General features: G+C 46.1%; 25 protein-coding genes and 1 pseudogene. 8 read left to right on the top strand and 18 right to left on the bottom strand.

From position 1 onward, the window contains the following. The first annotated feature begins 238 nt into the window (after positions 1–238). Entirely contained in the window at positions 239–1,135 is an 897-nt protein-coding gene (locus MSG33_RS15475) for a 1-aminocyclopropane-1-carboxylate deaminase/D-cysteine desulfhydrase (protein WP_046874495.1), read from the top strand. A gap of 39 nt (positions 1,136–1,174) precedes the next feature. Here MSG33_RS15475 and MSG33_RS15470 read toward each other — a convergent pair whose 3' ends face one another. Next, positions 1,175–1,717: a hydrolase gene (locus MSG33_RS15470; RefSeq protein WP_005457944.1), complete on the bottom strand. Its 543-nt coding sequence runs from the start codon at positions 1,715–1,717 to the stop codon at positions 1,175–1,177. A gap of 150 nt (positions 1,718–1,867) precedes the next feature. Continuing rightward, complete coding sequence (locus tag MSG33_RS15465) at positions 1,868–2,728, bottom strand: LysR family transcriptional regulator (protein WP_005376746.1); 861 nt, start codon at positions 2,726–2,728, stop codon at positions 1,868–1,870. Positions 2,729–2,827: 99 nt separating this feature from the next. Here MSG33_RS15465 and MSG33_RS15460 point away from each other — a divergent pair, with 99 nt between their 5' ends. Together MSG33_RS15460 and MSG33_RS15455 are read left to right on the top strand one after the other, a co-directional pair. Beyond that, positions 2,828–3,892, top strand: coding sequence for an HlyD family secretion protein (locus MSG33_RS15460; RefSeq protein WP_031852158.1), 1,065 nt, complete (start codon positions 2,828–2,830; stop codon positions 3,890–3,892). A 9-nt stretch (positions 3,893–3,901) separates the two neighbouring features. Further along, positions 3,902–4,921, top strand: a complete 1,020-nt coding sequence (locus tag MSG33_RS15455) for a DUF2955 domain-containing protein (RefSeq protein ID WP_203495791.1) — start codon at positions 3,902–3,904, stop codon at positions 4,919–4,921. A 624-nt stretch (positions 4,922–5,545) separates the two neighbouring features. Here MSG33_RS15455 and MSG33_RS15450 read toward each other — a convergent pair. Continuing rightward, the gene (locus tag MSG33_RS15450; protein ID WP_248381402.1) at positions 5,546–6,574 is read right to left on the bottom strand and encodes a methionine synthase; all 1,029 of its coding nucleotides are present in this window, start codon (positions 6,572–6,574) and stop codon (positions 5,546–5,548) included. A gap of 30 nt (positions 6,575–6,604) precedes the next feature. Continuing rightward, positions 6,605–7,579 carry a DUF1852 domain-containing protein gene (locus tag MSG33_RS15445; RefSeq protein WP_164666455.1) on the bottom strand — a complete coding sequence of 325 codons (975 nt, stop codon included), beginning with the start codon at positions 7,577–7,579 and terminating at the stop codon, positions 6,605–6,607. Positions 7,580–8,695: 1,116 nt separating this feature from the next. Between MSG33_RS15445 and MSG33_RS15440 the strand changes: the two genes are divergently transcribed. Together MSG33_RS15440 and MSG33_RS15435 are read left to right on the top strand one after the other, a co-directional pair. Then, on the top strand, positions 8,696–9,613 hold the full coding sequence (locus MSG33_RS15440) for a leukocidin family pore-forming toxin (protein WP_053809756.1): 918 nt from the start codon (positions 8,696–8,698) through the stop codon (positions 9,611–9,613). A gap of 68 nt (positions 9,614–9,681) precedes the next feature. Then, positions 9,682–10,365 carry a topoisomerase I gene (locus MSG33_RS15435; protein ID WP_248381401.1) on the top strand — a complete coding sequence of 228 codons (684 nt, stop codon included), beginning with the start codon at positions 9,682–9,684 and terminating at the stop codon, positions 10,363–10,365. A 66-nt stretch (positions 10,366–10,431) separates the two neighbouring features. Here the strand turns inward: MSG33_RS15435 and MSG33_RS15430 are convergent, their stop codons facing one another. The 9 genes and pseudogenes from MSG33_RS15430 to MSG33_RS15390 all read right to left on the bottom strand — a co-directional run. Beyond that, positions 10,432–11,136 carry an ABC transporter ATP-binding protein gene (locus tag MSG33_RS15430; protein WP_248381400.1) on the bottom strand — a complete coding sequence of 235 codons (705 nt, stop codon included), beginning with the start codon at positions 11,134–11,136 and terminating at the stop codon, positions 10,432–10,434. A 22-nt stretch (positions 11,137–11,158) separates the two neighbouring features. Further along, positions 11,159–12,442 (bottom strand): ABC transporter permease, encoded by a 1,284-nt coding sequence (locus tag MSG33_RS15425; RefSeq protein WP_140116105.1) that lies wholly within the window; start codon positions 12,440–12,442, stop codon positions 11,159–11,161. Positions 12,443–12,444: 2 nt separating this feature from the next. Beyond that, positions 12,445–13,659 carry an ABC transporter permease gene (locus MSG33_RS15420; protein WP_248381399.1) on the bottom strand — a complete coding sequence of 405 codons (1,215 nt, stop codon included), beginning with the start codon at positions 13,657–13,659 and terminating at the stop codon, positions 12,445–12,447. Continuing rightward, a complete protein-coding gene (locus tag MSG33_RS15415; RefSeq protein ID WP_248381398.1) occupies positions 13,656–14,927 on the bottom strand; it encodes a TolC family protein in 1,272 nt (423 codons plus the stop codon). The genes MSG33_RS15420 and MSG33_RS15415 overlap by 4 nt, the downstream gene beginning before the upstream one ends. Next, positions 14,920–16,053, bottom strand: a complete 1,134-nt coding sequence (locus MSG33_RS15410) for an efflux RND transporter periplasmic adaptor subunit (protein WP_248381397.1) — start codon at positions 16,051–16,053, stop codon at positions 14,920–14,922. Before MSG33_RS15410 ends, MSG33_RS15415 begins: the two co-directional genes overlap by 8 nt. Positions 16,054–16,280: 227 nt before the next feature. Then, entirely contained in the window at positions 16,281–16,841 is a 561-nt protein-coding gene (locus MSG33_RS15405; protein WP_229628260.1) for a GNAT family protein, read from the bottom strand. 3 nt (positions 16,842–16,844) lie between these two features. Further along, the gene (locus tag MSG33_RS15400) at positions 16,845–17,270 is read right to left on the bottom strand and encodes a GNAT family N-acetyltransferase (RefSeq protein WP_025502999.1); all 426 of its coding nucleotides are present in this window, start codon (positions 17,268–17,270) and stop codon (positions 16,845–16,847) included. 19 nt (positions 17,271–17,289) lie between these two features. After that, complete coding sequence (locus MSG33_RS15395) at positions 17,290–18,045, bottom strand: class I SAM-dependent methyltransferase (RefSeq protein ID WP_248381396.1); 756 nt, start codon at positions 18,043–18,045, stop codon at positions 17,290–17,292. Positions 18,046–18,070: 25 nt separating this feature from the next. Continuing rightward, positions 18,071–18,367 (bottom strand): annotated as a pseudogene (locus MSG33_RS15390) (hypothetical protein); the annotation flags it as partial. 314 nt (positions 18,368–18,681) lie between these two features. Between MSG33_RS15390 and MSG33_RS15385 the strand changes: the two are divergent. Further along, positions 18,682–19,215, top strand: a complete 534-nt coding sequence (locus MSG33_RS15385; RefSeq protein ID WP_012841605.1) for a hypothetical protein — start codon at positions 18,682–18,684, stop codon at positions 19,213–19,215. Positions 19,216–19,264: 49 nt separating this feature from the next. Here MSG33_RS15385 and MSG33_RS15380 read toward each other — a convergent pair whose 3' ends face one another. From MSG33_RS15380 to MSG33_RS15360, 5 genes are all read right to left on the bottom strand, one after another. After that, the gene (locus MSG33_RS15380) at positions 19,265–19,780 is read right to left on the bottom strand and encodes a protein disulfide oxidoreductase (RefSeq protein WP_248381395.1); all 516 of its coding nucleotides are present in this window, start codon (positions 19,778–19,780) and stop codon (positions 19,265–19,267) included. Beyond that, complete coding sequence (locus tag MSG33_RS15375; protein WP_248381394.1) at positions 19,777–21,888, bottom strand: protein-disulfide reductase DsbD domain-containing protein; 2,112 nt, start codon at positions 21,886–21,888, stop codon at positions 19,777–19,779. Before MSG33_RS15375 ends, MSG33_RS15380 begins: the two co-directional genes overlap by 4 nt. A gap of 65 nt (positions 21,889–21,953) precedes the next feature. Then, positions 21,954–22,352 carry a hypothetical protein gene (locus MSG33_RS15370; RefSeq protein ID WP_248381393.1) on the bottom strand — a complete coding sequence of 133 codons (399 nt, stop codon included), beginning with the start codon at positions 22,350–22,352 and terminating at the stop codon, positions 21,954–21,956. A 102-nt stretch (positions 22,353–22,454) separates the two neighbouring features. After that, positions 22,455–23,057: a response regulator gene (locus MSG33_RS15365; RefSeq protein WP_047010025.1), complete on the bottom strand. Its 603-nt coding sequence runs from the start codon at positions 23,055–23,057 to the stop codon at positions 22,455–22,457. 25 nt (positions 23,058–23,082) lie between these two features. Further along, complete coding sequence (locus tag MSG33_RS15360; protein WP_248381392.1) at positions 23,083–24,909, bottom strand: sensor histidine kinase; 1,827 nt, start codon at positions 24,907–24,909, stop codon at positions 23,083–23,085. Positions 24,910–25,089: 180 nt separating this feature from the next. Between MSG33_RS15360 and dsrO the strand changes: the two genes are divergently transcribed. Beyond that, complete coding sequence (gene dsrO / locus MSG33_RS15355) at positions 25,090–25,857, top strand: sulfate reduction electron transfer complex DsrMKJOP subunit DsrO (RefSeq protein ID WP_248381391.1); 768 nt, start codon at positions 25,090–25,092, stop codon at positions 25,855–25,857. Further along, positions 25,854–26,984 (top strand): NrfD/PsrC family molybdoenzyme membrane anchor subunit, encoded by a 1,131-nt coding sequence (nrfD, locus tag MSG33_RS15350; protein WP_248381390.1) that lies wholly within the window; start codon positions 25,854–25,856, stop codon positions 26,982–26,984. The genes dsrO and nrfD overlap by 4 nt, the downstream gene beginning before the upstream one ends. Positions 26,985–26,986 lie beyond the last annotated feature (2 nt).

The following is a 26,986-nucleotide window of genomic DNA, read 5'->3' as shown; positions in this document are numbered from 1 at the left end:
CGTGGCTTGAGGCAGAAAGGCGAGACATGGGGTGGAATAGCATGGAATCAAAGCAACCAAAGGATAGAAGTGAAACCATTACAATGGTATTACAGCACCGGTGAGTGCGAGTCAAAACATCAGGAATAACCGAAATGGTTGTACTGAAACACAGACTTTTTATCTGGGTTTAATGGCGTTACACTACGCGCCCTTTTTAAATGGCAAAGGTGACACGGTTTATTCCGTCAGCATCGACATGAAACTCTCAGAAAGTCCTATCACCCAACATAGCTTTAATGGGCACAAATTTTTCCTTAAACGTGACGACATGCTCCACTCCCACTTTTCTGGGAACAAAGCACGTAAGTTTATGACGTTAATGGAAGAGCAAAATCCCGACATCACCACGTTAATAAGCTTTGGCTCCGCTCAATCTAATGCCATGTACTCGCTAGCGGCTCTCGCCCAGATTAAAGGTTGGGCATTTGAGTTTTATGTTCATCACATTCCATCTTGGCTAAAAAGCTCCCCCATAGGAAACTATCGCGGCGCTCTCGATTTGGGTATGAAAATCACCGCCATGCAAGACATCGGTAGCGAACTCCACCCTAGTGAATACATCCACCAGGTACGAAGATTAGATGAGTCGACATTGCTTATTCCAGAAGGTGGACGTTCCCACCTCGCTGAAGCTGGCATCAAACAGTTAGCACGAGAAATTCTTGATTGGACGCGATTAAGAGGTAAAGAGCAGTTTACCGTCGCCCTACCATCAGGCACCGGCACGACCGCTTTATATCTTCATAAACATTTAAGCCCACACGGCATTGAAGTGCTAACTTGCCCTTGCGTAGGCGATGCAGATTACTTAGCTGAGCAGTTCTACCAGCTCGGTGAAAACAGCCACCCAACCATTTTAACCGTGCGCAACAAACACCATTTTGGCCGCTTGTACGAAGAAGATTACATCACATGGAAAGCTCTCTTTGAACAAACCGACCTCGAATTTGACCTGTTATACGACCCGTATATGTGGCAATGCCTCACCCCTTGGTTGGAAGAGAACACAGATAAAACGGTGATTTACATTCACCAAGGCGGGTTACTTGGCAACGAGTCGATGTTGCCAAGATATCAACGAGAATTTGAATAGCGTGTTCAAATAAAGTTGTTGCTGATTACAGTGATTCCACTATTTGATGAGCGCCAGAATTTCTTTGAATTCAGGTGCTCGGCAATCTTCGACCATTTCATACAAACACATTTCTAGCCCAGTGAGCACCACACCGTTAGCGGTTAACTTCGCAAGAGCGAGCGCTTTATTGGCAGCGGTTCGGGAAGATACACAATCCGTGACTAATTCAACGCGATAACCGGACTGGCGCAGAGAAACCGCGGTTTGATAGACGCAAATGTGGGATTCAATACCGCAAACCAACCAGGTATCAACTTTCGCGTTCTCCACCGCCACTTTAAACGTCGCCTCTTTACAGCCATCAAACGTGTACTTGGTAATAGGTAAATGCGTGCTTTCAAGCACTTCACGAATCGGCTCCGCGGTTGGGCCCAACCTTTCAGGATTCTGTTCTAGCCACAGAATAGGCAAATCTAGTGCTTTGGCGCCCTTTACCAGTTTTGTGATATTTTCAATCAGTGCGTCGCTTTCATGCATTAATGTAGCGAGTTTGCCCTGAACATCCACCACAATCAGGCCCGTGTTTCCTTTCGATAACATTTCCATCTCCTATCTTGTGCGACCACAAACCATACTCAACAAGTTGAACAACAGTTAATGTATCAGAATCCTTTCATGTTAGAACAATAAAACCTAGAAAGATGACCTTCGCTCACACCTTTGCCCTTAGGTAAGAGTGGTTTGAACTGACTATTTAAATTTCTCTCGAATTAGTTCAATCAAGGCTTTGACTTTATTGGGCAGAAATAAGGCCGAGGGATAAATCAGAGTAAGATGCTGCTTCGGATGCGCGAATTGAGGCAGAACCTCGACCAACAAACCGTCTCTCAGTGCAGGCTTGGAATGAATTTGAGGAATAAACGCGATGCCGTTTCCTGCTATCGCCATCGAGCGCAGCAAGTTGAGGTCGTCCGAGCGCAACGCCACATGCAGATCTGAATCGAGCAAATCGGCATTGTAACGATTAGTTAAAAGGCGATGCTGCTTAAGATCTTCCACCGTTTTTACTGGCGGATGCGATTCTAGATAGGCTTTTGACGCAACAAAGTGACTACGATAAGGCAAAAGACTGAACTGCACATAGCTGTCATCGGTGACTTTGACCACGCTCGGAAGAAGCTGTAAATCAAACGATTGACGCTTGAGATCGACACTCTCTTGATGGTTTTCAATCTCGACCGAAATCTCCGGATACCGCGTTGTGTACTCGGTGATGATCGCGTTAAACGCGGCAGAGCTCATCAATGCGGAAGGAATGGCTAAACGCACCTTGCCCGTCAGCTCTTGTTGATATTCGTGCATGGCATTTAAACCTTGCTGAATATGGTCAATAGGCTGCCCCACCAACTCAAACAAGCGTTTCCCGTGCTCCGTCAACTCAATGCTGCGTGTTGTGCGGATCAAAAGCTGTACCCCGAGCGATTTCTCTAATTCTTGCAGGCGACGACTCACTTTTGAGCGTTGTAGTTGATTCGCCTCTGCCGCTGCACTTATACCACCGTGAACCACCGTCTGAGTGAATAGATAAATATCATCAAAACTAACGTTCATTGTCCTATTTTTAGGTCATTTATGTTCGTATTATCATTCTACTGAATTGTGAGTGACTTCTCTATAATCCGGTATCCAATATGTTTAACGGAACTTGTAATGACGGCTGACCAAAAATTCAAACACTGGATGCGAACTTTGATTGTCCTGTTCATCGTACTATTTTTGTACATTATCATTGCTGACCGCCACGCCCCCTTAACGACCGAAGGACGAGTGCAAGGATACGTTGTCCAAGTCGCGCCCGAGGTATCTGGTAAAGTGACCGACGTTCTCATCGAGAATAACCAGTCCGTTCAAAAAGGCGATGTGTTGTTTACGATTGATGATCGTAAATACAAGATAGCACTTGAACAGGCGGAGCTGTCTCTGCAATCCGCTTATGAAAAAGAAGCAACGCTGTATTCTCAACGCGAAGCCGCTCTTGCCAATATTGCCCGCGCCCAAGCGACATTTGATAATGCGCACCGCGAGTACACCCGCTTACTGACACTATCGAAGCAGAAAGTCATCTCTCAATCGACACTCGATAATGCCTTTGCCCAAAATCAGGTATCACGTGCAGCGCTTAAAGCGGAAAGACAAAACTTAAAAGTCATTGAGGCGCAATTAGGCGATCAAAAAGGTCAAAGCACCGCCGTTCGAATTGCCAAAAACGGCATCGAAAAGGCTCAACTTGATTTGGCAAATACCGCGGTACTCGCTCCCAGTGATGGTGTCGTGACCAACCTGCAACTAGAAGTTGGCACGATGGCAAACACCAACATGCCATTGCTGACATTTGTACCAACAGGATCACTCTGGGTAGCCGCTGATTTTCGTGAAAAATCCGTCGCGAACGTAGACAAGACTTTCCACGCCTTGGTCACATTTGATGCCAACCCAGGTTCGGTGTACGACTTTGATTTAGCTAGCCGCGATTACGGTGTAGCAGCCGCACAACAAACGCCTAATGGCGCACTAACCAAAGTGGAAGTGAACAACCGCTGGGTACGTGATGCGCAGCGTACACGAGTGAACCTAACCAGCAGCGAAGAGTTACCACCAGCACTGTTTGTCGGCTCTCGCGCTACCATTGTTTTGTACCCAGACAACAGCATTTTCTGGCAGTGGATGGCGCAAGCACAGATTCACCTCGCAAGCTGGTTCCACTTCATTTACTAGGCGGTGACAATGAAAACCTTACGAATTTGGTTCGGCTGCTCTTTAGGGCTTGCGCTAAGCATGGTCTTCGGTTGGTCTTACGGATTTTTTGCCATCATGATGCCGCTGTTTATATTGGGCAGAATGGACAACTTTAATCTTTCGGCTTTATTGATCGTGTTTTTCTCTGCGGTGTGGACAACCATACAAGCCACATTTTTGCTGGAATACTTGCAGTTTCATCCAACATTAATGACCGTTGCCGTCGGAATCATGATGCTGTTTAAGTGCATTGCAATGATGAACCAGAAAACCTATTTGTTTGGTTACATGGGGTTATTGGTGGGTTCAATTGTGTTGAACTTTGCCAGCTATAACTTCATGGATATTGAAGAGTTCAACGTCAACATGTGGGTGATGGCGTTCAGCAATATTTTTGTTTGCGCATTCGCGTATTGGTTGTTCCCGGAGCCAAAATCCCCCGCCGAGCACATTGAGATGTCGACCCCAGTGAAAAGCGATATTGACTACATCAGCCAAGTTGCCATGGGTTGGGTAGTGGCGATGGCGGCGTTTATCGTATTCCAAGTAGCGGACTTATATGACTCGCTATCCGCACAAGCTTCCATTTTGATCATCCTAACCCCAATGACTTTAGCGGGCTCGCTCGCCATGGCAAAAATTCGCATCATCGGCACCGCACTAGGCTGCATAGCGGGGATGGCTGTTCAGCTTATATTAGGCAGTTGGTATGGGCATGGGCTACTCTTTTGGCTCGCCTTTACCATTGCCATGGGACCATTCTGCTTGTGGCTCACCAAGGGGCAAATTAAAGCGGCTATCGCGTTTTCTGCCATGTCTGCCCTATCGGTTCCGCTGACGACCTCATTGGTGCCAGAACAAAAAGACGCGTTCTTTTCGATCTTGTACCGTTTCAGCTCGATTTTCGTCGCGGTTCTGCTCACCGCGATGGTGATGTGGGTGGTACATCACTGGATTCGTGTGATGTTGCTAAAGCATCCTGAGATGAGGAACGTGGAGTTGAATTAAGCCTTGGCCGAGGCTGAAAACGGAAAACGGAAAACAAACTATGCCGCTCACTTTACTGCGAGCGGCATTTTTATTTAAAACGGTCATCCTGAACATCGAGGAACGAGCGTGATTCAGGATCTACCCACCGAGTGCTGTAAAGCTTGGAGGTTATCGCCATTTCCCGTCGAGTTGTTAGTAGATTCCTAGACTCGCTGGAATGACCCAACTTTGGATACAAACCAAATAGTTGTGTACATGAGTAACGTATATCTCAACAACCGTCATCCTGAACAGCGAGGAACGAGCGTGATTCAGGATCTACCCACCGAGTGCTGTGAAGTTCTAAGGTTATAGCCATCTTTCCAGTGAGTTGTAATCCGATTCCTAGTCTCGTTTAGACTCGCTGGAATGACCCAATCTTGGATACAAACCAAATAATTGGGTATTTGAGTAACGTATCTCCCAACATCCGTCATCCTGAACAGCGAGGGACGAGCGTGATTCAGGATCTACTAACCACGTGCTTTGAAGTGCGAAAGTTATCGCCATTTCCTAGCGAGCTGTAATCAGATTCCTAGTCTCGTTTAAACTCGCTGGAATGACCCTAACTTTAGTTTATGGTGTCGAGCCCAAGTCTTAATATCAACCCACCAACTCTTTACGAATGATCTCCGCTCCCGCACTTAGCGCATTGAGCTTAGCGGTTGATACTTCACGAGACAAAGGCGCCATACCACAGTTGGTACATGGGTAAAGCTTGTCGGCATCAACGTATTTCAATGCCTCTCGCAGTGTATTCGCCACTTCTTCTGGCGTTTCAATTTCGTTGGTTGCAACGTCAATCGCACCAACCATCACTTTCTTACCGCGAATCAACTCAAGTAACTCAATAGGCACTCGTGAGTTATGACATTCGAGCGAGATAATATCGATATTAGACTGCTGCAATTTCGGAAATACTTCTTCGTATTGTCGCCATTCAGTGCCTAGCGTTTGCTTCCAATCCGTGTTCGCTTTGATGCCGTAGCCATAGCAGATATGCACCGCCGTTTCACATTTCAGCCCTTCAATCGCACGCTCTAAACATGCAATGCCCCACTCGTTCACATCATCGAAAAACACATTGAACGCAGGCTCATCAAATTGGATAATGTCGACACCTGCCGCTTCAAGCTCTTTCGCTTCTTGATTGAGGATCTTCGCAAATTCCCAAGCCAGCTTTTCACGGCTACCGTAATGATCATCATAAAGCGTGTCGATCATCGTCATAGGGCCTGGCAGCGCCCATTTGATCGGTTGCTTAGTTTGCTGACGCAAGAACTTTGCATCTTCAACAAACACGGACTTTGTGCGGCTTACTGGGCCAACCACCGTCGGAACACTTGCTTCATAGCGGTTGCGAATGGTCACCGTTTTACGGTTTTCAAAATCTACGCCGCTTAAATACTCAATAAAGGTCGTCACAAAATGTTGGCGAGTTTGCTCGCCATCACTGACGATATCAACGCCTGCCAGTTCTTGCTCTTGCAAAGCGACACGTAGCGCATCGCGTTTGCCATCAATAAGTTCTTCACCTTGCAGTTTCCACGGTGACCAAAGTTTTTCTGGCTCCGCTAGCCAAGAAGGTTTCGGCAAGCTGCCAGCCGTTGAAGTCGGTAATAGTGTTTTCATCGTCATTCCTTTCTAGATTCTCGTTATCGATTACGCGTAGCTTGCAGACCATTGTTCAAGCACAGATTGATAAGGTTTGATGAAATGCTCCTCGGCAAATTTCCCTTGTTCAATCGCCAGTTGGCTGCGCTCTTCTCGGTCGTAAACGATTTGAGTTAGCGAGTGGTCTAGGTTTTTTAGGTTTGGCTGGTAGCAATTACCGGCAACCGCGTTGGCATTGTAAATCTCAGGTCGGTAAATCTTCTGGAATGTCTCCATCGTGCTAATCGTACTGATAAGCTCTAGGTTTGAATAATCGTTCAGCAAGTCACCGAAGAAATAGAATGCCAATGGTGCGACACTGTTTGGTGGCATAAAGTAGCGCACCTGTAAGCCCATCTTTTTGAAGTACTGCTCCGTCAACGAAGATTCGTTCGGCTGATATTCAAAGCCCAAAACAGGATGTTGATTTTCGGTGCGTCGGTATACTTTGTTGTCCGATACGCTCAAACAAATCACAGGCAGCTTTTTGAAATGCTGTTTGTAAGACTCAGAATTAACGAAAGCTTTGAACAGTTTGCCATGCAAATCACCGAAGTTAGCTGGGATGCTGAAACGGGGCTGGTTTTTGTTGTGGTCCAAAAGCAAAACGCTAAAGTCGTAATCACGCACGTAAGACGAGAAGTTGTTACCCACAATGCCTTCAATGCGCTCGTTAGTGTTGTGGTCAACAATGTTGGTTTTGAGCACTTCAATCGATGGGAAGGCTTCGCCACTACCTTGGATATCCATATCAACAGAGATGATTTCAAGCTCAACAGAGTAGCGGTCACCTTGCGCGTTATCCCAATATGCCAACGCATTAAAACGATTGTCGATCATTCGGAGTGCATTGCGCAGATTCTCTCGGCGGTAGTTTCCTCGAGCCAGATTAGCAAAGTTGGTAGTGATTCGCGTGTTGTCTGATGGTTGGTAATTCTCATCAAAGCGAATGCTTTTGATAGCAAATGTGAAATCGTTATTCATCGTGAGTTGGTATCCTATTTCCTTAGATAAAGCAGACTTTTCCTAACTCTGTACATGGGGATATTTTTGTTTTTGGTTTTCCCAATCGTTAGGTTACGCAGCGTTCACGACGAACAGTTCGTACTAAAAACGGTGGTCACAGTGCCTAACACCAGAGCAGTCCGTTTTTTATACTTGCTTCACGAGTTGAATAATATTGGTATTGTTTCACATTGAACATGAAAGAAATTCATAGTGGGAGTTCCGACCCTGAGGGAACTATCGTAGATACTGTTATTCATTGACACCAATACACGTAACTTGGCGAGCATAGTGCCAATATGTGTAATTAAGAAACTGATGACTCGTGAGGGATTAGCTGTATGTGAACCAGTTTTAAACTTGGAAAACGCATTATATAAACAAGATGCTAACTGGAATATAGGACAGCGTAGCTTAAATAGTACTTTTCACATTCAATCATTTATTCAAGCATTCGTTTAATCAGAAGTACCTTACATTTAATATTTTCGGAAAAATTATTATTTAATTATCTTATTTCTTTCTTTTCCTATATTTACCATCTCAAACGTAAAGTTTCATTTTTCTGTTGTAAAAGCACATATAACCTCATACACGAATATGACAACTTCATTGACAAGCTTTGTCACCCAACTATTACATGAAGCTCGAAATAACTAATAATAAAACAAACATAACCTACTGTTTTAATTTAAATTAAATTCAGGAAGCCGTAATGACCACATAACGACACTTTACTTAATTTGGCATAACAGAAACCTCAACAATAACATGGTTAATACTTATAAACCTCACTTCTATCAATAAGGAATTTTAAACATAACATTAGAAGATAAAAATTAAGCAATAACTTAAAAAGGTAAAACTTAATAACCAAATTCTTATTTATTATAGTTGAGTAATGAATTTAAAAACTATGAGACATTAATCCCACGAATCTATACTTTTCCTTTTTTTATTAAAAAACAAGATGCAATATTTCACCGCTCAATTATTGAGCACCAATTAATAACCAGTCCATAATTATAAAACACCCATAGAGTTATTGTTAAAAACCAATAATAACCTTTATGAGCTGACTAATAGGAAACAACAATGGAAAAACAGCATCTTTCCGCGAGTATTATCGCGCTCGCATTACTTGGTTCTCTAGCTCCAGCACATGCTGAAGATACATTAAAAGCTTACACTTCGACCTTGCTACAGCTCGATGATAGCGATGCACGCTCGAAGAAAATCCGCTTAATTTACTCCTTAGAAAATGTCTGGAATCAATCTTTGCTGCCGAATGGAGCTAAGGAAGCCAAGTTGCTTCTAAACGGAGGTTCTGGTTTCGACATGACTAATGTGCCGAATAAAGAGCAGATCTATGGTTTTGCCACCGGTGGAGACTACCGTTACACAATCCCAACCGCCTTTAAACTGGCACTGAGTTATTTAAATGGTGCCCCTTTACGTCATATGAGCCATGCTCCAGAAAACACTATTGCAACAGCATCTGTCAGTGAGTCTTTGGACTTTAATCTTGGCTTCAGTGCTTCTGATTCTCCAAATATTAGCGGTGGTATCTCCTGGAGCAACCGCGTAACTTACGATCAACCAGAATTTCAGACGGTGGCTGATTTTGATCAGACCAATGAGAGCATTAATTGGCTTATCGAAAACCAGACTATCCGCCACAATACTCCACCTAAAGACTGGTTATTGTACCGTTGGACCAGCTGTGACATGGGCAACCTAATTGACTATAGCGAATTACCTGTCGTGATGCGCTCTGACTTTAAACCGCAAGTCGGTGTTGTATATCGAAAAAATGATATTCAAGATGGCCTAGATACGTCAGAAGTCAAGCTGGTTGCAGGTTGGCGAAAAACCAATTACTACTTTGGTCGTGACTGGTGTAGCTGGTATACCACCCCAGAAAATACCTGGAAGAAAAATCGTGATAGCAGTCAATGGACAGAGACTAGCCGAGCCGTAACTATCTCTTGGAATGACGCGCTCTACCACTAACTTATTAGCCTGCGGCCACGGAGTGAATAAGTGGCCGCCGTATTTACTAATGAAATAAACGGTAAGACATGACAAGTAATAAAAAACTCTTGACTGGATCGGCGCTAGCACTTGGTGCAGTACTCGCCATATTTCTAATTAATTCAAATAACAAGAATTCCCAGACCGAACCTGTTGCAAGCCTTGACGAGCAAATCAAGACAGAAGACGCTGCGACAATGAATGTAACGCCTCCTGAGAGCGATGCTGCTCAAGAGGTGGTTACCGTTCCAACACCACAGAATGACAATGACGCTACTTCCGATGTCATTCCAGCTACACCTTGGATATCTGCCCCATTAAATGAATTGAGCAATGAACTGTACGATTTTATTGAAGCTGAACAGGTAAGTTATATCAGTACAACCGACTATCCATTCGACGAGCAAAAGCAAGAACAATTGCGAACATTAGCTAAGCAAGGGGTTCCTATCTTGTTTGACAACACGGAATCATCCTATTTGGATAGCTACGGTGTCAGCGAAACCAAAGTGGTTTCAGAGTATTTTGGTACGGCGTCTGAAGGTGATGTCATCATTGCTACCGGAGTACAGAATGAGGATGGCAGCATTCATTATCTGGTTTTGCCTTTGAAGAGCAAAGATCTCAACGATAGCAGTAAATTGATTGAGGACACTAAACTCGCAATCACTCTACTTAAAGAACAAAAGCATGACTTGATAAAAGAGAGACAAAACGAACATCGCGAATAAAAAGTAAAGGGAGATAGCCTCTGTATCGCTATTTCCCTTAAAACTCAGTTCTCAATTAAGAAAAGCTCATTTCTCTCTACCTACCGGCACCCTATCCGAAATCACCTTACCATCTTTGATGGTGATGATGCGTTTGGTGCGTTCTGCGAGCGCGTTATCGTGCGTCACGATGATCAAGGTTCTGCCTTCAGCGTGGAGTTGGTTGAACAAGGCTTCAATCTCTGCGCCGGATTTTGAATCCAATGCACCCGTTGGCTCATCCGCTAAGATGATTTGCGGATCGTTGACCAAGGCTCTTGCAATCGCAACTCTCTGCTTTTGACCACCAGAAAGCTGGTTTGGTTTATGGTCTAAACGATCCCCTAGCCCGACTTGCTCTAGCAATTTAGCAGCGCGCTGTCGACGTTCTTTGGCTTTGATGCCAGAGTAAACCAACGGCAGTGCCACGTTATCGAGCGCCGTCGCGTATTCCAATAAGTTAAAGCTTTGGAAGACAAATCCGATCCTCTGGTTACGGATGCCAGCCAGGTCATTCGCACTTAAACTTGCGACGTTTTGACCGCCAAGTTGGTACTCGCCATCGGTGGGCTTATCTAAACAGCCGAGCATGTTCATCAACGTTGACTTACCCGAACCGGACGGGCCAAGAATCGAAAGAAACTCGCCTTGATTAATGGTTAAGTCAACGCCGTCTAGCGCGCGAACTTCCGCCTCCCCGCTTGAGTAGTATTTACAGATGTTGGTCAGCTCAACAAGCGGCTTGTTCGACATGTTCTCTCCAGAGTTATTATTGTTATTCACTTTGTAGCGCCTCCAACGGGCTGACTTTTGCGGCTCGGTTTGCAGGTAACCATGCAGATGCCACACCTATGATCACTAAGGTGAGGATGACAATCGCGACAACGACCCACGACAACTCAGGGACAGGTTTACCCAGTTGTTCATAAAAGGCATTGCCCTCTAAAGGAATGGAACTGATGGCAGACACCAGCGCGTACGTCACGGCTAATCCAAGCGCGCCCCCCATCATCATTGTCAATAAAGACTGTACTAAATAGTGCATACGAATAGCCGTTGGGGTTGCACCGACTGCCATGCGCACGCCGATATCACGCGTAGATCGCTTTACGGTGGCATACATCACATTGGCAATGCCGACGCCAGCAACAGCTAACGTCACGAAGCCGATAATGCCAAGAAAACTCTGCAAACCTATCAGAAACTGCTGCATACTCTTTTGTTTAAGGAACATATCATCGACTTGGACGACCTGTTCATCACTGACACTTGCCCCGTGCTTACGGGCAATCACTTGCCTGATCGTCTTTGCTAAGGCTTCTCGGTCTACATCGGCTTGTGGTTGCACATTGATGCCACCAATTTCACCGTTGACATGAAATCGCTTCCACGTCGCTAACGGCACAAAGCTGGAATAGTTGATAAGATCCCCCTGTTCTATTTGGGCGCTGTTTTTCTCCAATACGCCCACAACTGTGAACTCCTCATTGCCGATTTTTACCTTTTGTCCCACAGGGTTGACTTGCAATGTGACTGTCGCAAACCAACTAAAGTCCTCATTCGGGTTGAATAAGTCGGCTGCCAGTTCATAACCCAGTACAACGACTTTGCGCGTCTCTTTTTGATCGAGTGGATTTAACCATCGTCCCCCCGCCATCGGCACCAAATTGGTCATGGATTGAAACTCGCTCGTGACCGCTAACGGCTCTTGCCACGAGCTTCTGTCACCAACGGTGATGCGCTCTTTCCACTTCGCAGTTGGCGCAACGCTTTTTACATCGGGTAATGCTCGAACGATCTCTGAATCGTCCATTTTTAACGTCAGAAACTTACCTTGGTGAAAAGCACCGTGGTCGACGGTGGCCATCCCTCCGGTCAAATAGATCAAGTTGCCGTTACCATTTTGTGCGGTTTTCAATACCCCCTGACGAATGCCCTCACCTACCGCCAACATAGCAGCGATACAGAGGGTCGCCCACGCTACAGCCAGAATGGTCAAACCCAATCTCAGCTTTTCTGCAGCCATTTCTTGGAAAATTTGTCTCATCGGTAACAACATGACTAGGCCCTCGCACTCAAAGCAATGACTGGCGTGAGACGCGATGCTCGCCTTGCTGGGAAATACGATGCCATCAATGCCAAGATAAGCGTCACAAGTAAAGACCAAGCAATGGAATCTGGCGTGATCACAGGTAAACCAATCCATTCCGGTAATGCCATGCTGCTTAGGACAGACACCACGGCATACGAAAACATCAGACCTAATGCCGTGCCCACGGCTACCAAAATAAGCCCCTCAAGAATAAACTGACTGAGTATGGATTTTTGAGTCGCCCCGATCGCCAAACGCACACCGATTTCACGCGTGCGCTCGGTGACGGATAAAAACATGATGTTGGCAACGCCAAGCGCACCGACCGCCATGGTCATCGCGCCACTCGCTCCAAGAAAAATCTGAATGCCACGCAAAATTCCACTGATGACCGCTGCACCTTCACTAAAATCGGGTAATTCGACCGCATCTTTATCACTTGGGTCAAAATGAAGCTGCTTGGCGAAAAAGTTTACGATATTTTGTCGAAACGACGGTGCATCCATCCCGTCTCTCGGCTTCATCAATACCATCCAAGGTTTCGCATCCCACAAATCGCGGTACGTTGTTTGAGGAATGAAAACCGTGCGGCTATCGCCGAATGAAATGCCAGTGTCCTCACCAACGGTTATCCCAATCACCAAAAACGGAATGCCGTTGACTTTGAGCCTATCCCCGATTTGGATTCCGCCCATTTGCGCAATTTGATCGCCTAACACCGCCACGCGAGTGTGGTTGTCCATATCACTTGGTGACAGGTTTCTCGAACCGGATTGCAGCTTGCATTGCATTAAAGGAAAGTAAGACGTATCAATACCGCTGACCGTACTCGATAAATTCTGTCCTTTGAGATTGGTGATATTCGCATCCCATTTGGCGTAAACGCTCGACGCCTGTTGCACGAAGCCCGACCGTTTGATCATGTCGACTTTTTCTTGTGGAATATCAATTTGTCGTCTTGAAGGTAACCCTTGCCACGGTTTACTGGTACTCGACGGAAACACCACTTGCACATTGTTGATCATAAATGAAAACGACTGGGTCTGATGGCGATAAAAGCCTTCGCCAAGTGCGATTAACACCACCACAGAGATCACGCCCCAAGCAATCGCGATAATGGCTAGCACGCTCTTCATACGGTGCGCCATCAACGTTTGCCAAGTTTGCTGCAACAGGCTGCTCATGAATGAAAAGCCCGAGAGATCAACGCCATTGTATCGTCATCGAGTTTCCCTGCGGTTTGCAGTAAGCCGATTCTCTTACGCCAATAGCTGTACAAGTTGGTTTGCAGACTGTTTTTCGCCTCAAACAAGCTGTTGTGTGCACTGATAACTTCCGACACTTCAAGCAGACCAGCGTCGTAAAGTTTCTCTTTGCTTTGCAACACTCTGGCGCGCGACTCAACCAGCTCGTTCGCTATTAAAACTTGATTCCAATTGATATCGACCTGCGTAAACTGCTGAATAACTCGTTTCTGAATATCAATTTCCACTCTACGCATATCTTGCTTGGCGCTTAAAATGTTCAACGATGCTTCGTCCACTTTCGCTCGCACTGCACCATTGAGGTCAATCGGCAAACTCAAACTAATCCCAGCGTTAAACTCGCCGTTTGAACGATTGTCACCATCGCTGTAGCCCACACTGCCTTTGACGGTTGGGTAGTATCCACCTTTAGCTGAATCTTTCGCGAACTCGCTCGCTTTCACCATCTGCGCCGCCACCAGCAGCTCTGGACTGCTGTCTTTCGCCAGCTTTAGCCATTGCTCCAGAGAGTCCACCAGCATCGGCGGCTGAATTAAAGAATCCGTTCGAATTTGGTCGACACTCTCCGGCATTTGATTGATTAACGCCGCAAGCTCTGCTTTTTTCACTTCGAGATCGGCTTTTGCATTGAGGATACTTGCTTGCTCAGAGACTTGATTCGCTCGCATCTCTTCGACATCAACCGACTTCACTTTGCCTGCTCGATAGCGTTTCTCAATGATGTTGAGAAGTTCCTTCCCCTCCTCCAGCTTGGACTGCGCCAATTTGAGGTCGCCCTGTGCGCTTGCCACATCTAGGTAAGCGTTGAGCAACTTCTGCGCAAGCTCGTTATGCGATTGAGATAGCTCTAACTGTGCTTTGAGATAATTGGCATTCGCTTGATCCAGTTCCGACCACAAACTGCTATCCCAAATAGTTTGAGATAAGGTAGCGCCGTAACTGTTGGAATGGCTTGAGGACTCATTCCAATCCGCTGACGCACTGGCACTTAAACCCGGTAATAACGCACTGCGGCTACTCTGTACGCCAACCTCGCCAAGCTGGACGCCGATTTTCGCTTTTTCGTAATTTGGATCGTTCTGCTTTGCTTGTTGCCAAGCTTGTTCAATAGAAATTGCGTAGGTCGGCAAACTGAGCGTGGAAGCCAACAATGCAAAGGCGATTTTTGATCGTTGCAGCTTAACCATGCGCCGCTCCCATCATGCTGTTGTCGATAACCTCTTCATCAAGCTCCACGCCGTCAAGCACTTCAACATTGATGCCATCTGACAGACCGAGTTTCACAGGTTGTTTATGAAACCCTTGTTCTGAGCTATCGGGGATCAGAACATTCGGTGCGTCACCATCAAATTGCAGAGCGCGCTCCGGTAGAGTGAGCACGTTTTCAGACTTCTTCAGAATGATTTGAGCCGTCGATGAAAAACCAGAACGAAGCAACACATCTTGTGGGATCTTGAGTTCTCCCACTTCAACCTCAAAACCGTTATCAAAACTTTTTGCCGAAGCGTTGCCTTCTGGTGAGTTAAGGTTCTCAGATTGAATCGCCACTTTGGTTAGCACACCAGAAATCGCCACATCAGGATAAGGCGCAACCGTCAACATAACGGGCATTCCCGGAGACAACTGCGCAGCATCATGCTCACTGACGCTACCTTTAAAAATCAGACTGTTCATGTCGGCCAATGACATCATTTCAGTCGCGGCTTGGCTTGATTGAGTCGAGATGATCGGCTCTCCGACCTCTACTTTCTGGTTGAGTACTGTGCCATCAATTGGCGCGTAGATCGTCGACGTTAAACGCGCATCACCGATAGACGCCTCACCACTGCGGATGAGTTCGAGATTCTGGCGCTTTTGCAATACGTCCGCTTGCGCAGATTTGACTGCCGAGCACGCACTTACGTATTCGTCGTAGTTACTTGGAATAATGTCCTGCTTGACCAAGCTTTCTAAGTTGGACTGTTTTTGTTTGGCGGATTCCAGATCGGCTTCGCTACGCATGAGTTCTGCCGATGCATCCGTTAATGCTTGGGGAGTTGGGTTTGGTCGTACTTTGATCAGCGGCTGGCCTTGCTTCACTTTTTCACCAACTTTCGCGTAAATTTCACCGACGATACCGTCGATTTGTGACTTTATAGACACGGAGTGTGCAGGGACAATTTTACCAACAGCCACCGCTTGTTTTTCAATCGTGCCTTTTTCCACAATCAATGTAGGCAGCAATTCTGGTTGAGCAGCAGATTGGAGATAGAAATACGTACCACCGCCGAGCAGCGCGATGCTCACAGCGGAGACAAACCAACGTTTCGTCATTATTTATTCCAACAATTATTGGGTAGTCTAATGACTACTCCTAAAACACAAAGTTGAAGGAATAATATCCTGCTTTAATAGCGGTTTGGTTGTCACAGTTGGTAAGGCTTTGTCAGTCGCCTCTGACAATCAAAGACTAAAAAATCTCGACGAATCATTCAGCAAAGACGCTGTCTACGATGGCGACTAACAAGCTCTGTAACCGCTCGTTTCAACCGCCCCCCTTTTCATTCTGAACAACGTGCAAAATGGCGCAGTTCTGTATCCTCCAATCGCATATCCATACAGTCTTGCGCCTCACGTCCTAGAGCAGGAAAAACCGCATGCGCTTTTAAAATGCCTTGGCTGATAAAGCCACATTTCTCCAACACACGAATACTCGCGTGGTTGCCAATATGCGGGGCAGTGCGAATGCGCGTTATACCCAAGCTTTGCAGGTAAACAACGCCAAGTTTGCAGGCTTGGGTTGCATAGCCTTTTCCCTGATAGCGAGCAGAAATACCAAAATGGATTTCACTGCTGTCTTGCTCAGGTATCAGCACCAGACAGCCTATAGGAGTTTGAGAAGTAAGTTCTTCAATGGTGAAGACTAATAGATTGGGAGACTTTTGATCATATTGAGCACGCCATCTTTCGATAGCTTCAAGGGTTTGATTTGAATTTTGGTGGGCTTGGCGATTGAGGAAGCGACATGCTTGCTCATCGCCTAAATAGTTTTCAAACAGGGGAGCAGCGTCTGTTGTTTTGAGGTATCTGATTGCCACTTGTTGAGCTTCAACTCTCATCATGATTTAGCTCTGATAAACATTCGGTTTCCAGATTTGCATAAAGTTTTCTACTGGAGCAATAGGGGTGAACCCAAACTGTTCGTACAACCCATGAGCATCGCGGGTTGCAAGCATCATACGGCGTAAGCCTTGTAGTTCTGGATGAGCAACAATTTCTGAGATCAACCACTTACTGATGCCTTTACCACGGTGTGCCTCCACTACAAACACATCGGCAAGATACGCAAACGTGGTGCGATCGGTAATTAACCGAGCAAAAGCGACGAGTTGATTTTCGTCATCCAAAACCGCGAAACAGAACGAATGGCGCAATGACTTCTCAAGGCGTTCTCTTGGAATGCCCTTTCCCCAATAACTGTTTGAAATGAACTGGTAGATAACGTCTAAATCCATGTCATCTAACAATGTAGTAATTCGAAACCCTTGCATTGTATCCCTCAACATTGGTTTATATTTTCTCAGCCACACAGACAAGCGAGTTGGCATTCGCCTCAAATACTTGCGCTGACCAAGACTGGTACTTCTCTATGATTCTGAATCCCGCTTGTTCAAGGAAAACCTCTATGTCTTCCAGCGGACGATATTTTAAATCAATGCTGGAATACTCAATCGTTCCACCTTCAAAATGGCGCTCTTTCTTCAAATACATGATGGATGTTTGCAAGTCATACTCGGCCTTCATACCGAAATAATTCACTTCACCATAGGTTGGAGAAACATAGGTTTGCCACAGCGCCATCTCATTATCCAGTTCTAGATTCTCTGGCGTTGGTAACCGCGTATCGAAGACAAATCGCCCACCTTTTTCGAGGTGTCTTGATATTGAGCTCAGTGCACCTGCTAGCATCTCATCACTTAAAAAGGCTTGGAATACATTCCCTGTCATTATGGCTAGGTCAAACTTCTTACCTAACGAAAACTGGGTTGCGTCGAGGTGAAGAAAACGCAAGTTACTCCTGCTTTTGGCTTTGTCCTTTGCGTGTTTGAGCATCCCTTCAGAAATATCAATGCCAATGGCTTCGTTGAGTTGCTCAGAGACTGGAATCGTGACAATGCCGGAACCACAACAGACATCCAGTACACTTAGAGCATTGGTCTCTTCGATTAACCTTGTGATGAAAGCAATGTCGTGATGGTAATGCTGCTCGTATTGGGCATCGTATTCAATGCCCGACCCGAACTCGGTTAAATCTTGTGTTTTCAAAAACAGTCCTTGTTTGTTACTTATTTCAGCGGTGTGACTTTTTCAGCTCTAGCATCACGTATCGACACACATAACCAACACCAGATACATAACCAATCACATTTTCTAGGGAAACCACTTCCAACCCCGCCTGCTGACAGAGTTGTTCAACTTCACTTTCGGTATATGCCGTATGCACGACCGATCCACTATAAGTATTTCGAGGCAAATCTTGTCCATCCGGATCGTGGTATTGAAACATCCATCATTTCGTCCTTGATAACCAGAACGATGCTCGAATGTAACACGCAATACGTACCTAGGCACTTATTGAATAGCTAATTTTCTATGAAACGTAACCGACTGGTTATTCAGCGCTAACCAGTAGAAATAGATGAAATTTTGAAAAGTACTAGCCCGTGATTCCGATGGAATTTTTAAGTGCATAAAGAAAAAATATGTCCTGATAATCTGCTTCGATTATTCAGCGAATCTTATTTCCATCATTCTATTCGCTGTATATAAAAACAATATTTAAATTAACATAACAAACCTATCGCTTATTATTTTCCATTTAAATAATGATTCTTATTTTTAATATCATTCTATAATTAAAGTGCTCAAATTCTCATGTTGTATTAACTTGAGGTTTAATTTATGAAACTAACTCCTTATTTAACTGCTGTTGTTTCGGTCAGCTGCGCTTTTGGCGCATTCGCAGCCGATGATTCAAAAGCACTTTTAGAAGATGCTCTGAGTGCTGCACCACCGACTATTCGCGATAAAGTAACAGTGATGGACTGGAACAATAATGTTCTGCAAGAAGGTTCTAGCCAATACACTTGCTTCCCAACGCCTCCTCAATTGGAAGGCACAGCGCCAATGTGTATGGATGGTCCTTGGATGGAATGGGCAGACGCTTGGATGAACAAAAAACCTTTCCAAGCCAAAGCATTAGGTATTTCTTACATGTTAGCGGGTGATGGCGGTGCCAGTAACACCGACCCATTTGCAGAAGGGATGACGGACGATAATCAATGGATTGTGGAAGGACCACACTTGATGATTATTACCCCAGACCAAGCGTTGCTGGACTCTCTACCAACCGACCCAAGTTATGGTGGCCCATACGTGATGTGGAAAGGCACGCCATACGCACACATTATGATTCCCGTTGGAGCGAGAAAATAAAAAGAAAAAATCCGATATTTAGTATTTTGAATATCGGATTTTTATTTCGTTATCGAGCCAACCAAATTCTCGCCAATATTCCTATCGGCGTTGTGATGCCTGTCGTAATAGAGGTCACTTCACCATTTCTTAAAATATAAATGGTTGGAGTCACGCTAATTTTCCATTCACGCATAATATCGCTTGAAGGATCGTTTATGTTTTCAAAACGATATTCTTTTGCCTGCATAAACTGCGCCACGCGCTCATTCGGCCCCGATGAGCCAGAAACGCCAACTACGGCATAGTCATCACTCAGCCAGCTCACGCTTGGGCTTACAAATTTACAAGCGGGACACCAAGTCGCCCAAAAATAAATAACGACAGGTTGTTCATGACTTTGCGCGATTGCATCGAAGTATTCACCATCGCTCAATACTGAGCTCAATGGTGGTGCCTCCTGTCTCGGAATATCTTTGGTGCGATACCAATCCATCGCGATAGAAATAGCGGTGACCATGAGCACCATCTGTACGATTTGAACGAGCCAATATCGGAATGTTCTACGCTGCTTTGTCGAACTCATTGAATGGTTCCCCCACTCGCTTGTTTCACGGCGCTTAAAACAACATCATCAGTCAGAATAACAGGTAACGGGATACCTTGTGGCGCCGCCGGGCCATAGACGATGTTAAACGGCACACCGTAACGCCCATGAGCTCGTAAAAAGTCCGTTACCGAGCCGTCCGGATGTGTCCAATCTCCTTTTAACGTCGCCACATTAGGGCTTTGCAGCAATGAGTAGACAGGATCTTGCCAGATCACGCCGATCTTGTTCGCTTTGCACGTGACACACCAATCCGCAGTCACATCCACAAACACCACTCGCCCATTATTAACGTGCTCTTCAATCGCTGAATTAGAAAGCTTTTGCCAAGCTAGATCATCCGGAAGTGGCGTTGCCCATTGGTCAGCAGTGACACTGCCAAGTAGTAAGCCGCCAGCTATTAACACTAACGATGCGGTCCCCGATACAGCAAGTGCTTTCTCACCATACACACGCTTAACTCTTGCCATCATGACGACAAAAGCAACCACAGCGATGAGTGCAATCCATAACATCGGAACATGATTTGCCATTAATGAAAGCAGCCAAACGCTGGTTGCCAACATCATTATGCCAAACACGATCTTAACGACATTCATCCATGGACCGGGCTTAGGTAGTTTCAGCGCGACACTTGGAAACACAGCGACTAAGATCCAAGGCAGTGCCATGCCCAATGCTAATGCTGTAAAGGTAGCAAATAACGTTAATACGTCCGCGCCCAAGGCAAAAGCAACGGCGGTGCCTAAAAACGGTGCGGAGCAAGGTGTCGCAAGCAAAGTAGCGAACATACCTTGAACGTAGTGACCCACTAGAGAGTTATCACCTTTCGATGCGAGCCATGTATTAGTACCCGATGACAGACGGATTTCAAATAATCCCAACATATTGGCGCCGAACAAAGCAGTGACTAGTACCATCAATCCTAGGAACCAAGGGCTTTGGAACTGCACGCCCCAACCGATCGCATTACCCGTAAGCTTCAACACCAAAATGGATCCAGCTATCAGCCAGAACGAAGTGAGAATCCCCAGAGAAGAAGCGATAAACTGGGTACGAATTTGACGGCGCTCTACACCATGCGCAGCCACAATACTGCTGAGCTTCATCCCCAATACAGGCAGCACACACGGCATGATGTTCAAAATCAAACCGCCTAACAGTGCAAATAAGAAAATACTCGCTAAAGAGGTAGTTGGCAGTGACGATGTAACCGCTCCTGCTTGTGCTTGTGTTACCTCTTCGACCAGCAAGTTATCATCTTTGATAGAAACATATAACGATTGTTCATTAAGCTCTACCTCACCCAGCCAGGTATTAACCGAGTAATTTGCTGTGACGATATCACCTTCTTGCTGAAGTCCATCCAACTTGAAGCTGTAGTCACGAATCGCATCACCAACACCATCCACCAACACTTGAGGATTTTGCCAACCTTGCGTGTTCTTTAGTTTGATTTGTAATTTGGATTGCGTCGCATCCCAATTTGTTTGCGTGACCTCAACAAAAGGCGAAGGTTGAGGAACATTACTCACCGCTTGGGCGTAACTGAACATCACGTCTTCGTCCACTTTCAGCTCAGAAGGTAAGAACGTCAATTGGATTTGGTAGTCCGTCAGCACACAAATCGTCGTACAGGAAGAAAGCGTGAGCACTGCATCAATCGTGACGGGTTTCGACATATCGTCGATATGCATCGTCATTGGGAACAAAGTGTCGCCTTTGTAACCGAGAGTCTCAATGCCCAATAACTCGAACTTTTGCGGATATGGCCATTGCCAATCAACCTTGCTCAGGTTTTGCGAGTTTTGCCAATCTATCGATGGCGCGACACCACCCTCGCCCGGCGATCGCCAGTAAGTTTTCCACTCTCCGGTTAACTTGACATCCAAATAACCTGTAAGTGTTTTGGCTTGCGGATCTTGTTGACCCGTTAGTACAAAGCGCGTTTGCACTGGAGGATGTTGCGGGTTGGTCATCCAACCGGTATCGGTAGTTTGTGCTGAAATATTCAGAGAGAACAAACTCAAAGCCAGCGTCATAAAGAACATAGACGCGAACTGAGTCAGTTTGGTAATTTGATTCATAGTAATTCCTAATAATAAAAACAAATGTGCTAAACCGCTGACGTTATTGGTCAGAAAGCACGTTTTTATTCTTGGAATACACAGAAAGTCAGATGGACTCGATACTTACGACCTATCGGCTCCGTCCAATGTTGTGCGCGAATATAAGCGCAGCACATCCAAATAGCCGACGCCAAAAGACCGACAAACAGAACAACAATAAATGCATCGAGTTGATGTTGAGAAAATTGAATTAACTTTTCAGACAATTCGCATTTGCTGGTTTCTTTAGCATCAATCGACTTGACGCTCGAACCCTCATCAGTAAGTGAAACAACAGGCGATACCGTCTCGTACTTCATAGAGCATGACGATGCAAAACCTGAATTTTGCATCAGACACACGACAACCACCCAGCCAATAATCGCTAGTAGCCATTTCACCCGTTTATGTGGCGTGTGATGTCGTTTAGTCAATAAACTCATAAGAATTCAGATAAAGTAGGAACGAAGAAGATAATACGCGAGTCGTCATAAAGCTCAAGTTGTATCCACAAAATAGCATTAAGAAGCGTCACTCACTAAGCTCTAATCTAGCTTGCCATAAATATATGCCAACTCTGCGACGGTTTTCGCTGAGAACTTTTTCAATAGGTTGGCGCGGTGTACTTCAACCGTTCGCATTGCAATGCAAAGCTCATCAGCAATTCGAATGTTCCGCTTGCCTGCAATGATCAAACGTAAAATGTCTTTTTCTCGGGGAGTGAGCGATTCATACGCCGATTTTGCCGCCGCCATATCAAGGTTTGCAGCCGACTGCACTTGCCCCTGCAAAATGGCTTGTGCCAACTCATCTCCTTTGACTGGCTTTTGGAAAAAATTGACCGCGCCAGCTTGTAATGCATCGACCGCCATCGGGACATCACCATGTCCGGTCAGGTAAATAACGGCCAAGGGACTGTTGGCTTGATTTAAAATTTGATGGACTTGCTGACCACGAAGATTTGGCATTCGACTATCAAGAATGATACACCCCGCTTGCTGAACGTCCACCTCATCGAGGAAAGACTGCCCATCAGCAAAAGTGGTGACGTTGAAGTCATGTTCTTCCAACATAAAAGCGAGCGAGTCACGCACCGATTCATCATCGTCGACTACAAAAACAGGTAACTGCTTTTCACCGCTGCTCATTGAATGCTCCTATGCCTAGTTCAGATTAGTTTTGATACGGAAACACGAGCTCAACCAAACAGCCATGTGGCGCTGTCGAGCTGATGAGAAACTCGCCACCATGCATTTCCATTACATCACGACAAATGGCTAACCCCAGCCCGAGCCCCTCTTCTTTGCTACTCACAAACGCTTGAGTTGGATTCTCTTGCTGCAACCCTGTGCCGTTGTCCAATACTCGAATGGAAAGTTGATTGACTTGGTAGTCACTATGCAGGGCAATTTTACCTTGATAACCTGACGAGTGATATTTCTCTTGGAACAAAGTACACGCATCAATCGCGTTACTGATCACATTAACTAAAACCTGTTGAACGCCCACAGCGTCGACAAGTACCGGGCGGACGTTCCCTTCGATACTGGTCACAATCGAAATATTTTGCTTCTGCATTCGAAAATGGAGCAACTCAATCGTGTCATCAATAAGAACTTGAAGATCGCACGGCGCTTTGTCGACACTACGCTTGCGGATCAACGTTCTTAAGCGCTGAATAATTGCATCGGCTCGTTCAACTTGCCCCTGTATTTTCTCAAGCACTGGGACAATATCTTCATGAGGGCGCTTTTTGGCCAAGCGAAGTAAACCGCCTTCACTGTAATTGCGAATGGCCGCCAATGGCTGATTGAGCTCATGGGCAAGACTGGTGCCGATTTCACCGACAATCGCGACTCTTTGTGAATGCTCTAACTGTTCACTTTTCTCTTTTAAACGTAACGATGTATGCTCCAACGCTTGCTTGCTCTTGCTAAATCGATACTCAAGCCAAAAGTGGTAAGCGTTCAATACAATCACAAAAATAAACAGTGCCCACGCCCATTCTTGATGGCTACGCAGCCAGCGCAGTGCCTCACTCCACCAAGGTTGTTGCAACGGATGGAGGTCTAGAGCCTGATAAAGTTTGTCGATGCTCAGCAAGCTGACGGGTGACGTCCAACCTGACGCGCCTGCCGCAATAACCGCAGGGTGATCTGGCGGCATAGCAAGCAAGACTTGCGCAATCTGTTTGGCGAGCTGAGCTGAGCCACGCTCTGTTTTGGCAAATGACCAGTTTGGATATAACGGCGTAGAAACAGCGCACGAAGAATGTTCATTTGGCTGTTGATTTAGGACTCGAAAATCCCCTTGCTGTAACAGACCTTCATTTTGCATCTGTTCCAATAAACAAGCAGGGACGACAGCGGCTTCCACATTACCATCACGCAATTGATACAGGTTGGCGTCAATAGGAAAGCCGAGGTAACGGACATCAGCAAAGAAATCGTTAGGATTAAGACCCATTTCGACTATCTGGTAACGCAGCGTTAAGTAACCGCCAAAGGCTTTTTCTGATACAGCAGCAACGGGAAGCCCTGAGACATCTTGCAATGTTTGATAGCTTGAACCGGCTCGAACCACCAGCGCCGAACCAATGCCGTAGTTCGAATTTTGCGGCGCTCGGCTGGTTAGCGTTGCCATCCACGATAGCGCGTATTGCCTACCCAATCGCACTGCCTGACCTGGGTTAGTTAAGATGAAATCCATCGTCTGAAACTTCACCGCTTCGCCCATTTCATCCAAGTTAAGGGGATGAAGAACAAAATGCACATCAGAAATTTGCTGATTGAGCCAATCAATGGTCGGTTGCCATCTCTGCTCAGCATAAAGATGACCACGTATCGCTAACACGCCCACTTCGACTTTCTGCTTGGCCTCTGGCTGCACTGCCTTTTGCTCTTGCAGATCTGCTTGTTCAGAAACAGCGCCCTGAGCTAAAGATGCAAAGACAACCAAGCAAAGAATCCAAAACTGAAGCAACCGTGGCGTTTTGTTCATGATGAGTCGAATCGTTCCTTCGAAAATAATGAAGCAAGAATAACAGCTACCTTCCCTAAACCACATTTGTTTTAGATCAAGTTTGGTCTGGGTATGTGGAAATCCACAATATAAGCCTCGCGGTGCATTTCTCACAATGGAATCAGTCAATTCAAATACAACAAAAAAAGCAGGTGAGTTATGGATTCCACCAAACGTCGCTTTCTCAGCGCGGTCACAGCCGGAGCCGCGTTAATTCCAGTCGCAGGCATTGGCACGGCAACTGCGGGAAACATTATTCGAAATAACCAGTCCGCTGACCGAAAAGGACAAGTGGGGAAACGTTATGCCATGGTGGTGGATTTGCGTAAATGCGTCGGCTGCCAGGCTTGCACTGTGGGTTGCAGCATTGAAAACCAAGCGCCTATCGGTCAGTTCCGGACCACAGTAAAGCAGTACGAAGTCACGCTGGATGACGGTTCGAAAGCCACACGAGAAGCAAAGGCCTTTATGCTGCCTCGCCTTTGTAACCACTGCGAAAACCCACCCTGCGTGGCTGTCTGTCCGGTTCAAGCGACCTTTCAGCGCGAAGACGGCATCGTCATGGTGGATAACAGTCGCTGTGTCGCCTGCGCGTATTGCGTACAAGCCTGCCCTTACGATGCACGTTTTATCAGTGAAGACACGCTCACCGCAGACAAATGCACCTTCTGCGCACACCGCTTAGAACAAGGCCTATTACCTGCCTGCGTGGAAACCTGTGTTGGCGGTGCGCGTGTGATTGGTGATTTAAACGACCCAACAAGCGAGATTCGCAGCTTAATCAAAGAACATCAGGACGACATCAAAGTATTGAAACCCAAAGAAGGCACCAAGCCTCACGTGTTTTATATCGGCATGGATGAACGCTTTACCAGCCATATCGACGGACAACCGGCCATTTACGACCCACAAGGAGAGCACGCATGAATATCACCGAAGTGTTAGTCCAACCTCAAGCGATGGCTTGGCTACCGTGGGCGGTGCAGTACTTCTTCTACATCGGTTCGGCTTATGCTGCCGCTATTTTGTTCCTAATCGCCCTATTATTTGAAAAACACACTAGTCACAGACTGCGTGCTGCGCTTGTGCTGACGCTGGCCATCGGCGCCATCGTGGGGCCATTAGCGTTAACTGGCGACCTTCACCAGCCGGGACGAGCTTGGCATTTTTACGCGCACATCACGCAGTGGTCATGGATGTCTTTAGGATCGCTTTTCTTGCCTGTTTTCTCAGGTTTAGCGGTAGTGACTGCATGGCTGTATCTCCGCCAGGATCTAAGCAACTTACGTAATCAGCCAGGGAAAGTACTGCCTCTAATTTCAAAGCTATCACTGGGTGAGTGGGTGCTCTCTCGTAGAGCCATGCTTATGGTGTCCGCCATCACGGTACTATCAGGCATCACCATCGCTGTCTACACAGGCGCTGAAATTGCGGTCGTTAAATCGCGCTCGTTATGGCACCAACCCGCGTCACCAATTCTTTGGTTTGTCACTGCATTTATGGGCTCGGTCGGTTTCGCTCTGCTGATTTGGCTCTTGCTGCCTAGTCAGTCAAAGACGCTAACATCTGGCGATACTAATTTACTGAAAAAATCGGTGGTTACCAGCGGTGTATTAACGCTGATACTGCTACCGATTTGGGCATCCAACAATTCCGCTTTTTCGCTCTATTCTAGCGAGCAATGGATGCACAACATTGCCCTGCTCACTTTGGTTATTTTGGGCAGCATTACCTTCGCGTTTATGACGATGAGAGACACCAAATCGTCAACAACGTCTCGTATACATCGTGTCATGGGCTCGTTGTGCCTGTCGTTGATCACGTTGGCAAGCGCATGGCTGATCCGCTGGTTCACCATCATGGAAGTGCAAACCATAGCTAAATTCGATGCAGGGCTGTATCCATACCAACTCACTATGGATGGAAATGGCTGGATAGGCATTATCGGCATGCTCGGATTATGGCTTGCACTGGCATTACTCGCTTCAGAGTTAATCCAGCCAAAGCGAAACTCCGAAGTGACACCAACATCACTCACCTTAACTGAACGCTAATC

The sequence above is a fragment of the Vibrio sp. 1CM7H genome, assembly GCF_023161645.1.
GTDB classification, from domain to species: Bacteria; Pseudomonadota; Gammaproteobacteria; order Enterobacterales; family Vibrionaceae; genus Vibrio; species Vibrio diabolicus.
The sequence above is the reverse complement of the archived record's forward strand: the minus strand, read 5'-3'. Positions and strand labels throughout refer to the sequence as shown.

Coding starts and splice junctions, on each gene's coding strand:
- MSG33_RS15475 (WP_046874495.1), top strand. CDS start 239: ATGAAACTCTCAGAAAGTCCTATCACCCAACATAGCTTTAATGGGCAC.
- MSG33_RS15470 (WP_005457944.1), bottom strand. CDS start 1,717: ATGTTATCGAAAGGAAACACGGGCCTGATTGTGGTGGATGTTCAGGGC.
- MSG33_RS15465 (WP_005376746.1), bottom strand. CDS start 2,728: ATGAACGTTAGTTTTGATGATATTTATCTATTCACTCAGACGGTGGTT.
- MSG33_RS15460 (WP_031852158.1), top strand. CDS start 2,828: ATGACGGCTGACCAAAAATTCAAACACTGGATGCGAACTTTGATTGTC.
- MSG33_RS15455 (WP_203495791.1), top strand. CDS start 3,902: ATGAAAACCTTACGAATTTGGTTCGGCTGCTCTTTAGGGCTTGCGCTA.
- MSG33_RS15450 (WP_248381402.1), bottom strand. CDS start 6,574: ATGAAAACACTATTACCGACTTCAACGGCTGGCAGCTTGCCGAAACCT.
- MSG33_RS15445 (WP_164666455.1), bottom strand. CDS start 7,579: ATGAATAACGATTTCACATTTGCTATCAAAAGCATTCGCTTTGATGAG.
- MSG33_RS15440 (WP_053809756.1), top strand. CDS start 8,696: ATGGAAAAACAGCATCTTTCCGCGAGTATTATCGCGCTCGCATTACTT.
- MSG33_RS15435 (WP_248381401.1), top strand. CDS start 9,682: ATGACAAGTAATAAAAAACTCTTGACTGGATCGGCGCTAGCACTTGGT.
- MSG33_RS15430 (WP_248381400.1), bottom strand. CDS start 11,136: ATGTCGAACAAGCCGCTTGTTGAGCTGACCAACATCTGTAAATACTAC.
- MSG33_RS15425 (WP_140116105.1), bottom strand. CDS start 12,442: ATGTTGTTACCGATGAGACAAATTTTCCAAGAAATGGCTGCAGAAAAG.
- MSG33_RS15420 (WP_248381399.1), bottom strand. CDS start 13,659: ATGAGCAGCCTGTTGCAGCAAACTTGGCAAACGTTGATGGCGCACCGT.
- MSG33_RS15415 (WP_248381398.1), bottom strand. CDS start 14,927: ATGGTTAAGCTGCAACGATCAAAAATCGCCTTTGCATTGTTGGCTTCC.
- MSG33_RS15410 (WP_248381397.1), bottom strand. CDS start 16,053: ATGACGAAACGTTGGTTTGTCTCCGCTGTGAGCATCGCGCTGCTCGGC.
- MSG33_RS15405 (WP_229628260.1), bottom strand. CDS start 16,841: ATGATGAGAGTTGAAGCTCAACAAGTGGCAATCAGATACCTCAAAACA.
- MSG33_RS15400 (WP_025502999.1), bottom strand. CDS start 17,270: ATGCAAGGGTTTCGAATTACTACATTGTTAGATGACATGGATTTAGAC.
- MSG33_RS15385 (WP_012841605.1), top strand. CDS start 18,682: ATGAAACTAACTCCTTATTTAACTGCTGTTGTTTCGGTCAGCTGCGCT.
- MSG33_RS15380 (WP_248381395.1), bottom strand. CDS start 19,780: ATGAGTTCGACAAAGCAGCGTAGAACATTCCGATATTGGCTCGTTCAA.
- MSG33_RS15375 (WP_248381394.1), bottom strand. CDS start 21,888: ATGAATCAAATTACCAAACTGACTCAGTTCGCGTCTATGTTCTTTATG.
- MSG33_RS15370 (WP_248381393.1), bottom strand. CDS start 22,352: ATGAGTTTATTGACTAAACGACATCACACGCCACATAAACGGGTGAAA.
- MSG33_RS15365 (WP_047010025.1), bottom strand. CDS start 23,057: ATGAGCAGCGGTGAAAAGCAGTTACCTGTTTTTGTAGTCGACGATGAT.
- MSG33_RS15360 (WP_248381392.1), bottom strand. CDS start 24,909: ATGAACAAAACGCCACGGTTGCTTCAGTTTTGGATTCTTTGCTTGGTT.
- dsrO (WP_248381391.1), top strand. CDS start 25,090: ATGGATTCCACCAAACGTCGCTTTCTCAGCGCGGTCACAGCCGGAGCC.
- nrfD (WP_248381390.1), top strand. CDS start 25,854: ATGAATATCACCGAAGTGTTAGTCCAACCTCAAGCGATGGCTTGGCTA.